The organism is Glutamicibacter sp. BS14, assembly GCF_056934375.1.
This window is the reverse complement of record NZ_CM167801.1, coordinates 3,707,426-3,726,344: the sequence shown is the minus strand read 5'-3', so window position 1 is coordinate 3,726,344 and position 18,919 is coordinate 3,707,426. Positions and strand designations below refer to the sequence as shown.

Here is an 18,919-nt window from a genome sequence, read left to right as displayed (position 1 = left end):
TCAGGACCACTGTCTTTTCCGCAGGTGCGGCTCAAGCCCATAGGCTGTAGACATGAAAATTGAACTCACTCGATTCCGAGTTCTGCCAGGCAAATCAGCGCTAGCTAATGAATGGCTGGAATTCCTGAACAGCAATATGCCCGCGGTGCTTGAAACCCTGGAAGGCGAAAAGATGTACGTGGAGACGATCTTCAGCGAAACCCTGGATGGTGTCGACTACCTCTACTGGTACAGCATCCAAGGCGAGGGCGGTGCCGCGGTGCAGGACTCTGCACATGAAATCGACAAGGTGCACCTCAGGTATTGGAAGCAGTGCATCGATCCAGGCTTCGCACCCCAAGAGCTGTCCCCGCGGGTGGTCATGATCCCTGATCGAGTGCAGCGCAGCATGGTCTAGAGGCGAAGCACCAAGGCACGAGGTCCAGAACTCGCTATGGCGAATTCTGGACCTCGTGCCTTGTTCTGGATGTTCAGCTGCGCAGGGTAATCGTCGTGGCCATGGCCGGGGAACGGCCGGTGGTCACGAAGCCTGAGATATTGGAGCCAGGGTGCTTGATGATATCCGTGATGGATCCCAGATGGCGGCTCAAATCGATCTTGTCCTCGGGGGCCGCGAGCACCAGATGGAAACCGAACTCCTGCAACGCGCGTATGCCTGCCGCTGCATATTCGGAGTTGGCTTGAATGAACGCCTCGTCGATCATCACCGTGCCGTAGGAAGTGAACCCGGCTGAAGCGAAGCCCAGCTGGTAGGCCAGGGCAGCACCCATGATGAAGGATGTGAAGCGCTGGCCTTCGCCGCCGGAGAGCGTCCCGGGTTCCAAGCCGGTCTCAATCTCCCCATTGGGCTTGTGCTCATTGCAGCTGATCATCACATGCTGGCGGACATCGAGCACGGTCGAACGCCATGAAGCCATCGCCGGGTCGCTGAGTGCGGTAACCAGTGCCTCCAGCGCTTGGTAGGAGCTGGCCAAGGTGGATTCGTCCTTGGTGGTGTAAGCCTCCTGCAATGCGTCCTTCAGGTCCTTGCGGAAGGTACCGGCCTCAACTGGAATCGCATTTACTGCTTCCAGGCGAAGGACCGACCCATGCTCGAAAGTCACCTCTGCCAGAATCTGGTTCAGCGGCTTGATGCGTTCGGAGATCATCCGGCGCTCTTCATCCAGCAACTGCAAGAGGTCGCTGAAGCGTTCATAGGAACGGTTCGCGAAGTATTCGCGGAACTGCGCCTCATGGTGCGGCAGGCCGTCGGCCACGATCTGGTCGTGCAGCTGCGCGTAGTGCTCAGCTGCTTCAGCGGTGGTGCCATGGGTTTGCGCGTGCGAGGTGCCGAATTCACGGGCAAAACGACGGAAGGTTTCGCTCAGCGCGCCACCGATTTCCTGGCGCTGCGACTGCAAGGAGTTGACCTGGCTGCCCAACTGGAGCTTGACCTCGGCAAAGGCTTCGCTGATTTGTTCACTGGCAGGGCAGTTCCCTGCAACCACTTGCTGGAGAACCGGGCCAAGCAGCTGATGCTGGCGCAGCGCGGACGGGATGCTCTGCTCCCATCCGGTCCCCAAGTCATCGCTGGTGGACAGGATCTGCTGTACACGCTGCACCTGCAAGCCAAGATCTGCAATGCGTGAACGAACCAGTGCGAGGTCCCCGACCAGGGTTTCTGCCTCGGCCTTCGCCGTTTCGATTTGCTGGCGAACCCGGGAGGAATCCCCGGACAATGCCAAGGCATCGCCGAGCTTCTGCTCGCTGCGGCGCAACGCTTCCAGTGCCTCGGACGCGTCGAACTGGCCAAAAGTCCGCTCATCGGCAATCAGGGCCTGCAAGAGCTGGGTTTTGGCCGCGATCTTGTTCTTCGCCGCACTGCGCTCATCGGCAGCCTGGTGGGCCTGGACGATTTTCTCATCCAGCCGTGCCGCCTTGGACTGCAACTCGGCAATCTTCGACTCGTTGGTGAAGCCCAGCAGGTACTCGGAAGCAGGCAACGTGCGGGTATCGCGCTCGAAGCTTCCGGTTCCGGACTTGATGGTGCCGGCCGGAGTTATCGCCTTGGGGTGCACATGCATGGCTGCATCGTTCTCAACACAGGCCAATGGGTAGTCGGCGGTGATCTTCGCCTTCAGCCAGGTTCCGGCTTCGCCGGGCGCGAAGTCCAGCTTGGCCACCAGGTCTGCCGGGCCGGCTTCAGCGGTGCGCGGCGGCTGGGAAATGTCGCTCCACCGCACGCGGCCCAAGCCGTCGAGTTGATCAATGGCGTGGGTGACTTGGGTGAGCAGCTCCCCGGGAACCAGCAGCGTGCGGGCCAAGGAGTGCAAGGCCTTTTCAGCGGCCAAACGCCAGGTACCGGCATCGGCCGAAACATCCATGAGCTCGCCAGCGAAGGGAAGCTGTTCTTCCTTGAGCGAGCAGGCCGAAGCGATGGCACGGCGGGCGGCTATCGAACGGTCATCGATATTGCTGGCCCGGCGCTGGTAGGAGCGGATCTGGTCAGCCAACGTTTCTGCGCGCTTGCGCAGGTTGACCAAGGTGGCCATGGCCTCGTACTCAACGGTCTGGGCATCATGCGTAATCGAGCTGAGCTGCTGCAAGGTACGTGCCGCGTTGGCCCGCAGCTCATCCAGGCCGGTGGCCGAGAATTCGAAGGCCAAGCCAGCATCCGAGGCCTGCTGCTGCAGGGTCCGGATGACGTACTCCTTCTCGCTCAATGCCTTGCGAGCCACATCGGCCTCGCGCTCCAGCAGCATCAGGGAAGCAGAGCCCGCAGAGTCGTGGGCAGCCTCCAGCGACTGGAGCTGGTCATCGAGCTTTTCCTTGCGCTTACGCAGCTCGGCCTCTTCGGCCTTGAGCTTGGCTAGCTCCGTTTCGTGGGAGTTCAGGTCATTGCGCAGCACCAGCTGGCGGACCTGGGTTTCCAGGATGTGCACGTCGCTTTCCAGCAATTGCCGGGCGGTGGCGATCTGTCCAGCCAAGGAACGGTAGGCCTGATCCTGCTCCGGCACCTGCGCGAGCACGTCACGCTGGGCGCGGGCGGTATCCAGCTGGCGGTAGATGCCACGCAAATGGGCAAAGTCTTCCACTGCTGCGGACGCGGCCTTCAACGTGGCTGGTTCTTCCAGCACTTCGTGGCGGAAGAACTGGTTGACGCCCTTGGCCAGGCCCTTGCCATTTTGCAAGGTGCGCAACAGGGCAAAGGCCTTGTCGCTTTCGACGCCTAAACGGCGGCGCAATCGCTCAATGAACGCCTTGTGGGTATCGAATGCCTCGCTCGGTGCCAGGGCCTTTGACAGCGAGGACACGGTGAAGCGGCGCGGGCCGTGGTTTTCCAGCTCCGCAATATTGACCTTGCCTTCGCACAACAGATAGTGCTTGGAGACCTGTCCTTCCAGGCCGGCATCGGGCAGATCGAAGACCGCGCCGGCTGTAACGGTGTTGCCCATGCCATCGTCGTAGCTGAGCACAATGGCGCTCCACGTCGCGCCGGGGCGCTGGTAGACAGTGCCGGCGCTGGTTTTGAACTTGCGACCGCGCATGTAGGAGAACGTGGTGCGGCGGTCTTCGCGGGTGGCCGCGTCATTGGCTGATTCGTTCAGGCGGGGCGTTGCAAAGAAGACGTGGCCCATCGCATCGAACAAGGTGGATTTGCCCACGCCCGGATGGCCGGTGACCAAGGTGCCGGCGCGGTCCACGGCCAGATCATGCAAGCCGTGGAAGGTTCCCCAGTTAACTATTTGTACCCGGCTCAGCCGATGCTGGCCTGGGTTGAGTGCCCCGCCCAGCGGGAGAGTCATTTCAATGCTCATCGGTTACTCCTGCACCAACTCGGGGGTCTGCTCTGCGAGGTCATCAGCTTCTTCGGCTCCCAGGCTGAAAGCTGGATCATTAGCGTCGATTGCCGCGATGTAGCGTGGTATGTCCTGGATATTGGTGATCGGCAGCGCCATCGCCAGGGCCGGGGAAATGCGGAACTCGTTCTCCAGCTCGGTGCCGGTCAGCAGGCGCAGAGCCTGCAGGCGGGTTACCGCAGCATCGCAGGACTCGGCAAAGCGCTTGTCATCGCGGTCTGAGGTCTGGCGGTGCTCGGCCAGGATCTCGTGCATGCCCGCACGCGAAATCACGGCATCGCTCCCGCTGCCCGAATGCTGTTCGAGCAACAGCCGCAGCCGCAGGGCGAGCAGGGTTTCATCACGCTTCAGCGGACGGCGCGGAGCGATAGGGGAGGTGTGGACCTGTTCAATCTGGACGGGGGCAAGCATGGCGATCTTGCGGTCCATGTCCAGCTGCAGTGCCAAGAAGATCTCGGAGAAGTAATCGCTGATGCTCTGCTGCTGGTCCAGCAGCAGTTGCCAAGCCGAGGCATCGATGGACCCATCAAGGTACGGGCCACGCAACAACCGGACCAGCAGCTGGCGCAGCGGCAGCGGGAACTTCCCGGTGTCGCCCTCGAACAATGGTTCGGTGATCGGTGCGGCGTATGAATCGCTCTTGGTCATAGCGGCTCCTTCGTAAAGCTTAACGCGGGCAGGATTGCGGTTCGCATCGAACCATCGAGTTGCTGGAAATGGATGCTGAGCAGATCGCTCTCGTTCAGCGATTCGCCATTGGTGCGCCCGATTTCCACGAGGGCACGAATGGAATTCAAGTGCCGCTGCTCGACATCCAAGGATTCGAAGACTTCATCCAACCGAATCGAACCGGAACTGGACTGGCCCAGATGCCGGGTGATCGATGCACGCAGCAATGGCATGTCCGCCTGGGGCGTCGAGGGATTTCGTACAATGTCAGCTTCGCTGAATTCTGGCGCTTGAGCCAGCGGAGGCGGAGCCACATGCTCGGATGGGTCGTAGATTCCAAGACCGGAAAGGGTGACGAACTGCGGAGCGAAGAGCTCCATCGGGGCCAAGCCGCTGCGGGGTTTCAGGCTCGTGGATTTGCTGATCGCTAGTTCAGCTTCGCGGACCGCTTGGCGCAATAGCTCGGCCTGCTTGTAGTCCTCGGACTGCACGAATGCGTGCAGGGATTCAGAGAGCTTGCCATAGGAGGCATGGACTTCAGCTGCCTGGCGGCGCAATTCACGCAACAGGTTAGTGAGGATCTGGCGTTCGGGCGTTTCCAGGTCATCTACGAAGTCGCGGTCCAGGACTTCGGCCAATGCGGCGCGGAAACGCTGCTGCGCTTCCGGGGAGTTCAGGAATTCAGTGAATCCGCTGAAGGTTTCGCCTTCGGCAGTGGAACGCAACTGACGGTCAGCTTCAAGAACCTGGCCCACAGCTACGCCCTTGGCTGTGGAGGCATCCAGAATGCCTTCACGCAATGAATGGAGCATATCCTGGACGCCGTCGCGCATGCGTCGGAAATCTGCTGGCAAACTCGATGCCAGATCGAGTACGGAACGTGTTGCCGACAAGGCGGTCGTGCGAGAAAGCACCGCCGGGTCATCCCCGCTGCGCAGCTGGTCGATTTGGGCTTGGCGCAGCGCGATCTGGGATTCGAGGGCACGGATACGTGCTTCGGGATCCGGATCGGTTTCGTGGGCCAGCGATTCCAGGGAAGAAAGCAACGTGTTCAGGCGAGACGAGTTCAAATGCGAATCGTCGGTGGAAAAATCCGCCAGGTAGCGCAGGGTGCGCAGGGTCTGCGCACTGGGTTCATACACGAAGCGCCCATCAATCAGCGGACGAGCCAGAATTCCCTGCTTGACCCATGTCTCGGCGAAATCCTGGGCCGAATACGAGGCGGGAATCTGGTCATCGCTCTTGCGCGCTTGCTTCAGGAAGGAATCCAAGGAGGCATGGAAAAGTTCCAATGCGATCCGTGAACGGTCTGCGGTGAACTCTGCGCGGATGAAGGCCACAGCCCACGGCTGGGCGGTCAGAAGCCGATACGCTGCCGAGCTTTTGAACTGCTGGGACTGAAGCCACAAACTATTCGCGCGGTGCGAGGGCTGCATGTACTTCCTTGATCTTTGGGACGCCTAACCAATCAATTCTAAATCATTGGACTCCTTCCAAAATGTGAGCTCCCTAAAAGCTGAATGTTAGACATCGCTCAAGTTCGGTAATTCATCATGAAAGGGTGTTGCCTCCAGCGCTACCTGTGTAGGGTCGAAATAACCAGATGACAACTCGTTTTCTTCCGGCCTGGCGGGCACGGTGGAGGTCACGGAGGTCGCAGCCATTGAAGAATCTACGATTGGTGATTTCGCTCGGGTTGGCGCTGGGCCTTGCCGGGTGCAGTGCTGCACAGGAGCCGCCAACGGCGGCCCCGGATCCTGCTGCCGTTGAAAAGGCTGAGCAGGAAGAAGCACGAGTGGACGGCGTGAGAGCCGAGATCAACCGGCTAGCTGACGGATACGACTATGACGCGGCGATTAAACTCGCCAAGAATGACAGCGCCGAACAGCTGAACCAGATGGCCAGCGGCCTAGAGGAAGAGAAAGGGCAGGTTTCAGCTTGGGAAGAGCCGAAGAACATACCTCACCTGTTCTTCCACTCGCTGATTGTCGATCCCGGCAGGGCCTTTGACGAAGGCAGCAGTTCGCAGGGGTACGCCGACTACATGGTGACCCAGAAGGAATTTGCAGCCATCCTCGACGAGCTGTATGCGCGTGATTATGTCCTGGTCAACCCGGAAGATTTCGCCTCGCTCGACGACCAGGGGCAGATGGAGTATCGGGATATCATGCTGCCCCAGGGCAAGAAGCCAGTGGTGCTGTCCATCGATGACCTGAGCTATTACGAATACATGGAAGGTGATGGCTTCGCCAGCAAGCTGGTGCTGGATAAGGACGGCAAGGTCCGCAACGAATACGTCGATGCGGAGGGCAAAACGCAGGTTGGCGCTTTTGACGTCACCACGATGGTCGATGACTTCGTAGCTGAACATCCCGATTTCACGTATCGGGACGCTCGCGGCCTGATCGCAATGACCGGATACAACGGCGCATTCGGCTACCGCACCTCTGCCAGCCAGTATCCCCAGAGCAAGACTCTGGAAGCTGACCAGAAGAAGGCGGCGGAGATCGCAGAAGCGATGAAGAACAGCGGTTGGGTTTTCGCGTCCCATTCGTGGGGGCACATTGCCACCGGGACGGTCAGCATGGATCGGCTCAAGCGGGACACGAAACTGTGGAAAGCCGAAGTGGAACCGATCGTGGGAAAAACCGGGCACTACATCTATCCTTTTGGATCGGATATTGCCCGGACCCAGCGCTACGCGGGGGACCGGTACCAGTTCTTCAAGGACCAGGGGTTCGATTACTTCTACGGCGTTGACGGTACGACTCGCACATGGATGCAGCAGGGCGATGAGTACCAGCGGCAGATGCGCATCAATGTGGATGGGTTGCAGTTCGCCAAGGAACTGCGCGGTGACCGGCCAGTCCTGGGAAGTTTCTTCAAAGTCGAGGATGTGATTGACCCGGCGCGCGAATGACCGGGCCAATCCAACATCAAGCTACAAAGCCATGAAGGCACCGAGCTGCGAGAGCGCCGATGGGTTGGAAGGCAGATAATCGGTGAGCCTTTCGCTGCGCACGATGATGGCCTTCCATTGGCCGCGGGAAATCGCAACGTTGATGCGATTTCGGTTAAGCAGGAATTCGATGCCACGCGATGCATCGGTGGCGCTGGAACATGCCATGGTCATCAGCACAACTGGTGCTTCCTGTCCCTGGAACTTGTCAACCGTTCCCACCTTGACCGCCGATAGCCCTACAGCTTCGAGGACATCGCGCACCAGATTTACCTGGGCATTGTAGGCAGCAACTACCAGGATGTCAGCGGCGCCCAATGGACGGGCAGGCATGCCTGCCCCCGGACTCCACATCATCCCCAGATGCTCGCGGACCAATCGGACAATAGCCCCGGCTTCTTCGGCGCTGCTGACCGTGTTGCCTCGATGTTCAACGAAGACCGTCTCGACCCCGGCCGGTGTGCCTTCGAGCTGCCGCAACCCGGCGGCGTCTGCCGAGAACAGCTGGTGGTCATAGCTCAATGCCGAAACCTTGGCGCAAAGCGCTGGATGCATTCGCCATGAAGCTGCCAGGAAGTACCCCAATTCGGCTGGCAGCACTGGTTCGCCGCCGGAAAGCCAGCCGAGCGCCGATTCGTCCACCGGCTGAGGATGAGTGCCCTGGGTGACCTGGGGCAACTGCTGGGGATCACCGAGCAGCAGCAAATTGCGGGCTGCTCGTGAAACCGCCAGGGTATTGGCCAGTGAGAACTGCCCGGCCTCATCGATCACCAGCAAATCCAGGCTATCTGCGGGAACCTTCGAACCGGTCAGCGTCCAGGCAGTACCGCCAATGAGCCCGCCGCCCGATGCGTGGAGAACTTCAGTCAAGGAATCCTTGGACGTGCCAGCCCAGGGGACCGGATCATCGTGCTTGACTTCCTTGGCTACTGCCTCGGGATCGACCCCGGCCTCCACCGCTTTCCGCAGGACGTTTTCAACCACTGCATGGGACTGGGCAACCACACCAATCTTCCATCCGTAATCAACGAGTTCACGGATCACATGCGAAGCGACGAAGGTCTTACCGGTCCCCGGAGGGCCTTGTACCGCAAGATAGGAATTATCAAGATCCTTCAACGTCTCGACCACGGCAGGATAGATCTGCGCCTGGCCATCAACCAGGGCTGGTTCCACCGGTGCCGCAAGGGTTTTCAGGCGTGGCGGAATCCGCCGCAGGATGTCGATGCCCGGCCGTTCCGGAAGCACCGGTACGGTGGAGCCCACCCGCTGGGCGATCTCCTTGAGCGCTGCATCGATGCTCATCGTCGCCAACGGCTTATCCGGAGCCAATGCGCATGGATGGGCACCGTAGGCAGGGATCTTGCCGCTGGTTTTCTCCGCAATGGTAATCCAGCCCGGGCCGAGCTCGACTACGGTGGCGTTGAATGCGCCGCCGCGCACGGAGTCGTCAACGGCCATGCCTTCAGGCAACGGAGCATCAAACATGGCGAACACTGATGAGCCGGGGGAGAGCAGGGATCCTTCCGCCAAGGTTCCCTGCAATCTCGTCACGCGCGTAGAGGTGCGCGCCCGAGGGGTGGCCTTATGCCAATCCTCGAGTACTTCCGCAGTGTCCACAATGAACACTCCCCGGGCGTCGCTCCAATCATCCATTGGCGCGGACAAGCGGTCGAAGTGTTCCCACCAGAACTGCTTCTTTTCACGCCGGTTGTAACCGGTCGCAGCGGCGACCATCGCGATCGCGCGGTCATCGTTGCTCAGCGCGTGGGCGTGGGGAAGCTGCGCAAGGTAGTTTTGCAGCCGAAGCTCTTCGGCGGTGGGCTCGTATTCGTCTGCGGCCGGGCCTGGCTCAGGCATATCCGGCAGGGTGCCAGGCGCCTCATCGCTGAGCGAAAGCAGCCAATCCCGCAAGCGCAAAGTGGAAAGGCAGTCGTACTCGTTGTAATCGGCAATCGACTCGAGGATCGCTTCAGCGGCCCCGTCGTTCTTCGAATCCCGCGCCAGCATGTACTGGGCATAGGCGACCACCGATGCTCCGGCATCGGTGACATCCCCGGAGCGAAGGTGCTCTCCCATGTACAACGGTTCAAGCTTCTTGATGGAGTATGAGCGGGTGGAAACCACCAGGGCGTTACGCACGGTCTCGTAGAGATCGATAAGCAGGTTCTCACGCAGCCACTGGTCGACTTCGTCCTCACCGGCAATATGCACCTGCGAGAGCTTGCGCAGGGCAGTTTTCTCATAGGGCGCATAGTGGTAGACCTTCATGCGCGGGAACCGCTGGCGGCGTTCTTCGACATAGGCAATGAAGTCCAGGAAGGCTTGGCGTTCTTCGGCGCGGCTATGCGCCCAGAAGGGTTTGAACACCGGCACCCCGGTGTCATATTCGATGACGCCGAAGAGGTATTCCAGGCCCCAGGAGCCGTCGGAAGGTTCCTGGTAGAGCGGGTCGCCCTCGAAATCGAAGAAGATGTCGCCTTGATCAGGCCGCGGCAGCGAAGAGATCGGGCCTTCGTTCTTCACCCGGTAGGAGACGCCGTGGACCATGCCATCGCTCTGGGCCAGCCCCAGCTGCATTCTGGCCTGCTCCGCGGCACGGTGCAGCGAGGTGCCTGGTCCATCCTCTAGCCCGGCGAGCTGGTCAATGGTGGAAATGCCGCGGGCGCGAAGTTTTTCTCGCTGCACCATGGACATGCCAGCGACCAATAGCAGGTCGCGGGTTTCCTGGGCCTGCTCTTCGCAATAATCGCAACGGCCGCATAAGCGCAGTTCATCGGAGTTCCACCGAACTGGCTGGTTGGCCGCACGGTGTTCCTGCACCATCTTCACGAATCGTTCACGCTGGGCCCGGAAGACTGGCAGCACTTCGTCAACCCGATGCACCGAATGCGTCCCGTCGCCGAGGACCAGCGTTGCCGAGGTGGACACGGGGAGCCCTTCTGCCAGCATCTGATCCGCGTAGGCTGCGATCTGGAGCAGGGCGCTGACCCTTGCATGGCGGGCGAGCTTGGTATCCCATACGGCCCAGGTGCCGTCCTCCTGGCGGACCAGGAAGTCGGCAAAGCCAATGAAAGCCCCATCGAAGAAGGTGGCCTGGAAAATGACATCGGCGCCGTTGCGAAGCACGTGCATGGTCGCCTCGTGGGCTGCCCGAAGACCGGCCGCAGACATCTGCGGGCGATCAGTGAATTGCTTGACGCCGGTTCCCGTCACCGGGTCGTATTCGCCATAGGCAGCTATCAGGTCTTTGAGGACGTTCTGCTCATGGGCGTCGCCGAGCACCGCTGTTCGTTCCAGCATCTCGTCTCGTGCCTTGTCAGGCTTGGGACGCAGGCCGAGTTTCACGTCCAGCAGGTACAGGGACTGGTAATTGCAGTCAACGGAGACTGACAGGTCACTCGCTGAGAAGATGAACGCATCATCTAGAAAGAACACGGGGCCTGGGCCTTTCGTTGACTTGTTTCCTACCTAGTCAACGTAGCACCAGACCCCGACAGATTCGCTGATGCCGCTTAGGACAGCTCGTCTTTGTTCTTCTTGGGGCCGCCAAGAACGAGCGAGAGAATGGCAACGCCGGCAGTCACCGAGTTCACCGCTGGCCACGCACCGATTTTCTTGGCCAGCGGATGCGAAGCGCCGAAGCCTCCGAGATAGGCGCTGATCAAGGCAATGGCTTTAGCGGTTCCAGCATCTTTCTTCCAAAGCAGGAAGGCGCCGGCACCTGCAGCACCGAGCACAACGGCAGCCAGCGGGCGCTTCTTGGTGGCACGACCGGTAGCGTAACCGCCCACTAAACCGGTGGTGGCCAAGGCGGTTGAAACGATGCGAGACATGAGACTCCTCCAGATATACGGCACAGTGTTCCGCTTTGCAGACTATGCCCGTCACCTGTGATGTTTCCCAGAAAGTCGGGAAATGCACTCGCCGGTCACTTTGTGGCCGATGGGGCTTGCAAGAATGAGTAATACCGAACGCCGATGAGGAGCAGGAATGAATCTAGATATTGCCCAGGCCTGGGAGCGGCTCTCGCAGCCGGTGAACGTGGCCCTGAACCAGTGGCAGTGGCTGATCGTTGCGTTCTTGATCCTGCTATTGGTGGTCCCTCGTCCGGTCTGGCGGATCACCGGCTTGTACTCCACGCTGATTCATGAGCTCGGCCATATCATCGCGGCCTTATTCACGGGCAGATACGTGGCTGGCTTGCGGCTGGGCTGGGATCATTCCGGAGAAGTGCGGAGCATTGGACGGGGCAAGATTTCTGTCATCATCTCCGGGATTTTCGGGTACCCCGCACCGATATGGGTTTCAGCTTTGATGCTGTGGGGCATATCCACGGGCTATTCCGGGCGGGCGCTCGGCATCTACGCGTTGCTGTTCCTGTTGGCGCTGATCTTTGTCCGAAATTGGCCGGCCTTTATTGTGTGCACTATTAGTGCACTCGTGGCATTGGCAGTGGTCTTCTTTGCGCCGGTCGAAGCGTACCTGTACCTGGCTTTGCTTATCGCCGGGTTCTTGCTGCTGGCTGGCCTAAAAGACTTCGTCAAGCTTCTTTCGGTACATGTTTGGAGACGCCACGATATCGCCCAGTCCGATGCGTACCTGATCGCCGAGGCTACCCGGACCTTCGCTTCATTGTGGGTTGTGGTGATTCTTGTTCTGGGTTCCGGCGGCCTGTGGTGGGCACTGCAGAGCTTGTCGGGACTATTCTGAGCCCCTGCGCAGATCGCGTTTGGTTTTCATGCGGCTAGCGGTCCAGGCCGCCACGGCAACCAGCCCCATGGGGAGCAACTTCGTCTTGCGCTTAAGCTTCGTGGATGGATCCCTCTCCATATCTTGCAGCGGGTCGCCACCGTGCTTGATACGGATTTCCTGGGCCTGGACGAGATCCTTGTATGTTGCCAATTCCTGCTTGGCTACCAAAGTGTCATCACGCAGTGGAAGAAGTACGTCATCTATGGCAGGCATGCCCGTGCGAAGCTGGCGGAGGCGGATGAATTCGATATCCACCAAGGCTCCGAGGAGCAAAGCGATGTTGCTGATCCAGCAAGCAAGAATCAAGATGATCACGCCGCCAATGGTTCCGTAGGTGGCGGAGTAGCTGGCGAACTGCGAAACATAAATACTGAAACCGAATACCGACAGTCCCAGGATCACCAGAGCTGTCAGTGTGCCGGGCGAGAACCAGCGGAATTTCGTTGGCTTGACGTTGGGGGTGAAGTAGTAAAGCAAGGCTAGAACCAGGAGCAGCATAATGAGCATCAATGGCGGCTTGGCGATATTCAGCACGAGCACAAAGCTGTCGCCCATGCCAATAATATTGCCGATTCCGCGGGCGACGGAGCCAGAAGCGAGCAGCAGCACCAGGGTCACGACGGCAACCAGCATGATCAGCACGGTAATCAGGAACATCTGAGGACGGCGTTTCCACTGGGGGCGGCCTTCCGGTGCCCCATACAGCCGGTTCAACGCGCGGCTGAATGCCGTGACATATCCAGATGTACTCCACAGCGCGCCGAGTGAACCGGCCAGGATTGCCCAGAACGTTCCGCTAGCTTGGGATGCCAAGCCAGCGAGCAACTGTTCGGCCGTGTCGAGCAATTGCTGGGAGTCGCTACTTGCAGATTGTCCGTTCGGGGCGAGGCTCTGCTCTAGCAGCTCCATAATCCATTTGGTGCCGCTTTCGCTGGCACCGGCCAAAGACAGGAGCGAGATCAATGCCAGTAATCCGGGGAACATGGCAAGAACCATGAAATAGGACAGGGAAGCTGCAACGTCTAGTCCATCGTTGCGAAAGAATTCCCGCAGGGCCCGGGGGTAGCAGGTCAAGGATTCCATGAATCGGTCTTTGCTTGTGCTGCCTCGTACTGGCATTGAGTTCCCCTGTCTGACTGATGAAATCAAACCTACAGCGCTGGCTTCTTGAAACAAATTACCTCAGGGCAATTCAGCTGTCCTGTCGCTTGAACGTCGCGGTGTGTCCATCGCCCGGGAGGCCTTGCAGGTGGTAGCGAGGAAAAGGCCGTCTGCCGGAGAAAAATTGCCCCTTCGGATTGCCCGACGCCTTGGGTTTAGGACGCAGCTATTCCAGCTTTGGCGAAGGCGGAATGCAACCTTGAAGGGAGCTGGGCACGGCCCAGAAATGTATTGCAAGCTATATCACAGCGAGCTGGATAATCTCCACTTTTGGAAAGTAACATTTTCGTTGCTTGATATGGGGATCATGGTGATTTTCCGACCCGATTCAAAATTTTTTTCTGGCCAATTGACCTGTATTTACGGGGTTTCTGACCGTTTCCTGAGTTGCGAGGGTGGTGGGTTGGTGCGTTATGGTCATTCATAACGTTTCGATAACACTCGCAGTGTTATGGGGAAACAGGTACTGCCGGGACTTCCAAACCACTCACCAGGGCAGTATTTAATCAAAGTCGAAATGCGACGCTGAGTGGTGCACGAGGATGGTCTAGGAAGACCTGAGCGCGGGAAGAGCAACTGGAGAATCATGATCCAGCAGAAGACCAAGAACTTGATCCGCCGCGGTGGAGCCTCGCTGGCCGCCGTTGCAGTTGCCGGCACCGCAATCGTTGCAGCTTCCGCACCAGCTAATGCCGCAGGCACCTGGGACAAGCTGGCTCAGTGCGAGTCCGGTGGCAACTGGTCCATCAACACCGGCAATGGCTACTACGGTGGCCTGCAGTTCTCGCTGTCCACTTGGAAGGCGTTTGGCGGTTCGGGCATGCCTCACCAGGCTTCGAAGGCCGAGCAGATTCGCGTTGCAACCAAGGTCCAGGCATCCCAGGGTTGGGGCGCATGGCCAGCATGTACCGCAAAGCTGGGCATTAGCGGTTCCCCTTCGGGTTCCGCGACTCCGCAGAAGCAGGCTCCTCAGCAGCAGGCAGCACCAAAGCAGCAGGCCGCTCCTAAGCAGCAGGCCGCTCCTAAGCAGCAGGCAGCCCCTAAGCAGCAGGCAGCTCCGGTTCAGAAGCAGGCTCCTAAGCAGCAGGCAGCTCCAAAGCACGCTGCTCCAGCTCCAAAGGCACCAGTGTTCAACATTGACGTGACCGATTCGGGCAAGGACTACACCGTCAAGTCCGGCGACACCTTGGCTAAGGTTGCCGACCAGCTTGGCGTCAAGGACTGGCGTGGCCTGTTCGTCTTGAATGACGACCAGCTGAGCAACCCAGACCTGATCATGGTCGGGCAGACCCTGAACGTTCCAGCGAACTAATTCCGCAGAGCTTCAGATAACCCGCGTCGTGTATTTTTACGCGACGCGGGTTTTCCGTTTACCGACTGCCTGGATCGAAGTGGTGATTTTCCGCGTATAGGCTGAGGTTCATGCTGCATTCCGAAGATGAGCGCGTGGCCGAGGGCCATATCCTGGGTTCGGGGTTTACCGCGCACCGATTGCTCGAGACGGCAGGTGATTGCCCTGTTACTGGGCCCGCGGTTTGGTGGGCTGGTCCTTTGAACGCGGAGAAGCTCGCAGCTCGATCCGTTGGCTTGGTATGTTCCGCCCTTAATGATCTTGCCGCTGCCTCACCATGGCTCGCCACGGCGACGCCGGATATCGCAGCGGCCTTCGCGTCCTCTGCCCACTTGCGCATCGCGGGGCAGAAACCACAAGGTTTTGCTCGATATTCGGGATTCTACCGAACGGCCGACGGCTGGATCAGAACCCACGCGAATTACCCTCACCATGAACGCGCGCTCCACTCTGCATTGGGAACATCTTCGGGGATTGACATCGCCGACGCAGTGGCAAGCCTTTGTGCCCACGATGCCCAAGAACGCATCGTCGCCGCTGGTGGAATAGCCGCGCAGGTGCGATCCCGTCAACAGTGGCTCAGCTCGGCAGAGGGCCAAGCGGCCGGCAGCGGGCACTGGGCTCAATTCCGCATGCGCCCAACAGGTTCGGCTCCGGTCTGGAAATTTGACCCGCGTGCAGCAATGCCCTTTCGAGGGTTGAAGGTTCTGGATCTCACACGGGTTATCGCTGGCCCCACCGCAACCAGGACGCTGGCAGCCCTTGGCGCCCAGGTCTTGCGCGTGGATGGGCCGCTGATCCCCGAATTGCCTTGGCAATATGTTGATACCGGATTCGGCAAGCGCAGCACGCTGCTGGATTTGAAAAACGCAGCAGGGCAGGCGCGGATCCACGAACTGCTGCAGGATGCTGATGCCGTCCTCTTGGGCTATCGCCCCGGGGCTTTGGCCAAGGCAGGGCTTGGCGGGGATGAATTAGCCCAGCGGTACCCGCAGCTCGTTGTTGCTGAATTAGGTGCGTGGGGCTTCGAAGGACCCTGGGCCCAACGGCGCGGGTTCGACAGTATCGTGCAAGCTGCCACCGGCATCTCGGAGGCTTACCGTGGTAACGGGCAATCACCGGGCGCATTGCCGGTGCAGGCTTTGGACCACGCCACTGGCTACGGGCTCGCTGCTGCCGTCATCGCTTTGGTTCGGGCGCGCAGTGTCCAAGGGCGTACCGGGTCGGTGCGATTCTCCTTGGCTCGGACCGCTCATGCGCTGTTCGCCTTCGACGCCCCGCAACGCCCCGCTCAATTCGACGGTGGCGTGCGGCTGAAGCGGGTGGAAAGTACTTTCGGCACCCTTGAGTATGTCCCGCCGCCCTTCAGCATGGCAGGCCAGGGGCTGGACTACCCTGGTCCGCCTGCTCCGTATGGAGAAGATGAACCAGTCTGGAACTAGGAAGCCAGAAGCGAGCGTGCGAAGAGCAAGGCCGATTCCTGGAATGCGGTGGACAGTGCCAAGAAACGTTCCCTGCTCTCATCGCCAGGCCAGTGGGCGGGCAGCATGAACTCCGGCAAGCCGGGGTCAAGGTAGGGCAGAGCACGCCATGAATCGACCATCGTGACATACCCCCGATAAGCACTGGGCGGAGCAATGTCGCTGGAATCCAGGGAAGCGGTGCTCTCCAGGAACGCTCGATGCAACGTGCCCAGGCGCTCAAGATCCCACCACTGCCCGGCAGCCTGCTGCGGTGTTCCGGGGAAGTATGGTTGCTGGGCGGTAAAAAGCGTCGCGTGTTCCCTGGCTCCCAGGGCATTGAGCACCGCCGATACTTCCTCTCGCAGGTACTCGGGGAAAATCCATAATCCGGAGCCGAGCGTGCCGCCGCCAAGCTGCAAGAAATGCTTGCGTACCTGGTGGCGCAAGGAGCGCAAGGTCTCCGGCAGCGAGTAGGCCACCAGGCACCAGGGATCACTGCCTGACATTTGGCGCGGGGTGAATATTCTTCTGGTGCCACGCTCGAACATTTGTTGCGCCGCGCTCGAAACGCGCAAGGTGGAAGATTGCGCTGCTTCCAGCACTTCCCGGTCAATCAGTCGGGAGATGGCGGTTTGCGCCGCAGGGACCGAAACTCCGGCAGCATGTGCCAGTTCCACTATTCGGGTGCGCGCCACCGGAGTTTTCTCATGCCGTATATAAAGGCCGGTAATCGTGCGGATAATCGAGGTGGCGCTTCCGCATCTCGCCTCGAAGTCATCGAGGCTCAGAGCCGTGAGGGAGGTGCTACTTGCCAATTTCGGTACGCACCGCGAACAGCTCTGGGAAAAAGGTCAGGTCCAGGGCGCGCTTGAGGAAGTCAACGCCCGAGGAGCCACCGGTGCCGCGCTTGAATCCGATGGTGCGCTGGACAACGCGCATATGGCGGAAGCGCCATGCCTGGAAGTTGTCCTCGACGTCTACCAGGTCCTCGCAGGCTTGGTAGAAGCCCCAGCGGGTGTCCTCGGACTCGTAGATATCCTTGAATATTGGCACCAGTGCCTCCTGGAATGCCCAAGGCTTGGTGAAGTCCCGTGAAAGCACTTCTTCGGGAATGTCGTAACCGTGGCGGGACAAGGCCGCCAGGAACACATCGTAGAGACCTGGCTCGTGAAGCAGTTTGGACAGTAGCTCGTGGGCCTTTGGATCTGCCTCGTGGACCTTGAGCATGCCTTCATGCTTGTTGCCCAGAATGAACTCCACGGCGCGGTACTGGAAGGACTGGAAACCGGAGGAAGAGCCGAGGAAGTCGCGGAACTGTGCATATTCGCGCGGCGTCAAGGTCGCCAGGACCGACCACTGTTCGGTCAGGGTCTTCTGGATGTGCTTTACCCGGGCAAGGCATTTCAGGGCTTTGCCGAAGTCATCGAGGCCCAGCAGGCGGCGTGCTTCGAGGAGTTCATGGAGCATGAGCTTGAGCCACAGTTCGCTGGTCTGGTGCTGGATGATGAAGAGCATTTCATCGTGGTGCTCGGGAACGCTGACCGGATGCTGCGCTGACAGGATGCGTTCCAGATCAAGGTAGCCGCCGTAGGACATCGTGTTTTTGAAGTCAGTGCGGACGCCATCTTCAATTGCGCGCTGATTCTCGGTCTGTGGCTTCGGAGTGCTCATATGCAGATATTATCAATAAGATTGCGACCGTCACAATAGTGAAAAACCGAATTGAGCTGACGAGGCGAAAAGAACTGCCGATGCCGGGAATACGTCCGGCGACCCCGCTGTTGATACATGCATACGCATATAAATAGTGAAAGGCAAGAACAGTGAGCAAGTCAGTAGTCGTCATCAGCGGTGGGCTGGGAACCCCATCGAGCTCCTCGCTGCTGGGCCAGCAAATCGGAGAGAATATTGCCGCGCAGCTAGCTGCCGCCGGCGTGCAAGCCGACGTGAGCATTATCGAACTGCGTGAGCATGCTGGTGAAATCACTAATAATATGCTGACCGGTTTCGCCGCCCCGGGCCTGCAAAAAGTTATCGACGCAGTGGTGAATGCGGACGTGCTCGTTGCCGTCACCCCGGTCTTCACGGCCTCGGTCTCAGGCCTCTTCAAGTCCTTCCTCGATATCCTGGACCCTACATCGCTCAACGGAAAACCGGTCGTGCTCGCTGCCACCGCGGGAACCCAGCGGCACCAGCTCGCGGTTGACTACGCCATGCGTCCGATCTTCTCCTACCTCAGGGCGCAGATCATGCCGACAACGGTTTTCGCGTCTTCGGAAGACTTCGGGGGTCAGGGGCTGACTGGCACGCTGGCAGATCGCGCTCGCCGGGTTGCGCGAGAAGTCGTCCTGGCGCTGTCCCTGAACGAAGGGGAATTCTCTGCTGATGCGGATTTGGGGGATACCCGTTCCATCGCTCCCTCGGTCAGCGAATTCGCCGACCCCGATGATGAACTCTCCTCACTGCCCTTCGAAGCGATGCTGGCAAACCTCAAATCCGGATCCTGAGACGGTCGTTCCGCCAGGTTGGGCCCACGGCCATGTACCCGCACCGGGGCGCATGGCGGTGGGCCAAATCTTTTGCGAAAAGGAGCCCGAAGGACCACGAAAAGTCGAGCAGAATGTTAGTACGATGTGCCTTCAATCTCGAACCTCGGTACGATCAAGAACCGTGAGCTAAGTCATCTCTTCGAGATGGCGGCAGCCCCAAGAGGTTTGAACAG

The 18,919-nt window shown here is 59.6% G+C and carries 14 protein-coding genes; 6 read left to right on the top strand and 8 right to left on the bottom strand.

The genetic code is table 11. From position 1 onward, the window contains the following. Positions 1 to 52: 52 nt before the first annotated feature. Entirely contained in the window at positions 53 to 397 is a 345-nt protein-coding gene (locus AC1Z36_RS17465; protein WP_332487655.1) for a DUF6176 family protein, read from the top strand. Between the two features lie 73 nt (positions 398 to 470). Here the strand turns inward: AC1Z36_RS17465 and AC1Z36_RS17460 are convergent, their stop codons facing one another. From AC1Z36_RS17460 to AC1Z36_RS17450, 3 genes are read right to left on the bottom strand one after another with little or no spacing between them, the layout of a single operon-like run. Further along, positions 471 to 3,797: an ATP-binding protein gene (locus AC1Z36_RS17460; protein WP_483561539.1), complete on the bottom strand. Its 3,327-nt coding sequence runs from the start codon at positions 3,795 to 3,797 to the stop codon at positions 471 to 473. A 3-nt stretch (positions 3,798 to 3,800) separates the two neighbouring features. Then, a complete protein-coding gene (locus AC1Z36_RS17455) occupies positions 3,801 to 4,487 on the bottom strand; it encodes a DUF4194 domain-containing protein (RefSeq protein WP_105661625.1) in 687 nt (228 codons plus the stop codon). Next, positions 4,484 to 5,944: a DUF3375 domain-containing protein gene (locus tag AC1Z36_RS17450; protein ID WP_332498306.1), complete on the bottom strand. Its 1,461-nt coding sequence runs from the start codon at positions 5,942 to 5,944 to the stop codon at positions 4,484 to 4,486. Before AC1Z36_RS17450 ends, AC1Z36_RS17455 begins: the two co-directional genes overlap by 4 nt. A 245-nt stretch (positions 5,945 to 6,189) precedes the next feature. Here AC1Z36_RS17450 and AC1Z36_RS17445 point away from each other — a divergent pair, with 245 nt between their 5' ends. Continuing rightward, a complete protein-coding gene (locus AC1Z36_RS17445) occupies positions 6,190 to 7,428 on the top strand; it encodes a polysaccharide deacetylase family protein (RefSeq protein WP_483561984.1) in 1,239 nt (412 codons plus the stop codon). A gap of 21 nt (positions 7,429 to 7,449) precedes the next feature. Here AC1Z36_RS17445 and AC1Z36_RS17440 read toward each other — a convergent pair whose 3' ends face one another. Continuing rightward, the gene (locus tag AC1Z36_RS17440) at positions 7,450 to 10,905 is read right to left on the bottom strand and encodes a TM0106 family RecB-like putative nuclease (protein ID WP_483561538.1); all 3,456 of its coding nucleotides are present in this window, start codon (positions 10,903 to 10,905) and stop codon (positions 7,450 to 7,452) included. A gap of 77 nt (positions 10,906 to 10,982) precedes the next feature. Next, complete coding sequence (locus AC1Z36_RS17435; RefSeq protein ID WP_105661629.1) at positions 10,983 to 11,303, bottom strand: hypothetical protein; 321 nt, start codon at positions 11,301 to 11,303, stop codon at positions 10,983 to 10,985. 157 nt (positions 11,304 to 11,460) lie between these two features. Between AC1Z36_RS17435 and AC1Z36_RS17430 the strand changes: the two genes are divergently transcribed. Next, a complete protein-coding gene (locus AC1Z36_RS17430; RefSeq protein WP_105657350.1) occupies positions 11,461 to 12,180 on the top strand; it encodes a M50 family metallopeptidase in 720 nt (239 codons plus the stop codon). Here the strand turns inward: AC1Z36_RS17430 and AC1Z36_RS17425 are convergent. After that, positions 12,172 to 13,398, bottom strand: coding sequence for a YihY/virulence factor BrkB family protein (locus AC1Z36_RS17425; RefSeq protein ID WP_402741913.1), 1,227 nt, complete (start codon positions 13,396 to 13,398; stop codon positions 12,172 to 12,174). The two genes, AC1Z36_RS17430 and AC1Z36_RS17425, sit on opposite strands and share 9 nt — an antisense overlap. A 571-nt stretch (positions 13,399 to 13,969) precedes the next feature. Between AC1Z36_RS17425 and AC1Z36_RS17420 the strand changes: the two genes are divergently transcribed. Both AC1Z36_RS17420 and AC1Z36_RS17415 read left to right on the top strand, forming a co-directional pair. Then, positions 13,970 to 14,695 carry a LysM peptidoglycan-binding domain-containing protein gene (locus AC1Z36_RS17420; RefSeq protein WP_105657352.1) on the top strand — a complete coding sequence of 242 codons (726 nt, stop codon included), beginning with the start codon at positions 13,970 to 13,972 and terminating at the stop codon, positions 14,693 to 14,695. Positions 14,696 to 15,225: 530 nt separating this feature from the next. Next, a complete protein-coding gene (locus tag AC1Z36_RS17415) occupies positions 15,226 to 16,176 on the top strand; it encodes a CoA transferase (protein ID WP_483561537.1) in 951 nt (316 codons plus the stop codon). Here the strand turns inward: AC1Z36_RS17415 and AC1Z36_RS17410 are convergent. Continuing rightward, complete coding sequence (locus tag AC1Z36_RS17410; protein ID WP_332489148.1) at positions 16,173 to 16,892, bottom strand: PaaX family transcriptional regulator; 720 nt, start codon at positions 16,890 to 16,892, stop codon at positions 16,173 to 16,175. The genes AC1Z36_RS17415 and AC1Z36_RS17410 overlap by 4 nt on opposite strands. Positions 16,893 to 17,001: 109 nt before the next feature. Continuing rightward, positions 17,002 to 17,868 (bottom strand): tryptophan 2,3-dioxygenase, encoded by an 867-nt coding sequence (gene kynA / locus AC1Z36_RS17405; protein ID WP_388025014.1) that lies wholly within the window; start codon positions 17,866 to 17,868, stop codon positions 17,002 to 17,004. Between the two features lie 152 nt (positions 17,869 to 18,020). Here kynA and AC1Z36_RS17400 point away from each other — a divergent pair, with 152 nt between their 5' ends. After that, positions 18,021 to 18,704, top strand: coding sequence for a CE1759 family FMN reductase (locus AC1Z36_RS17400; RefSeq protein WP_483561536.1), 684 nt, complete (start codon positions 18,021 to 18,023; stop codon positions 18,702 to 18,704). The last annotated feature ends 215 nt before the right edge of the window (positions 18,705 to 18,919 follow it).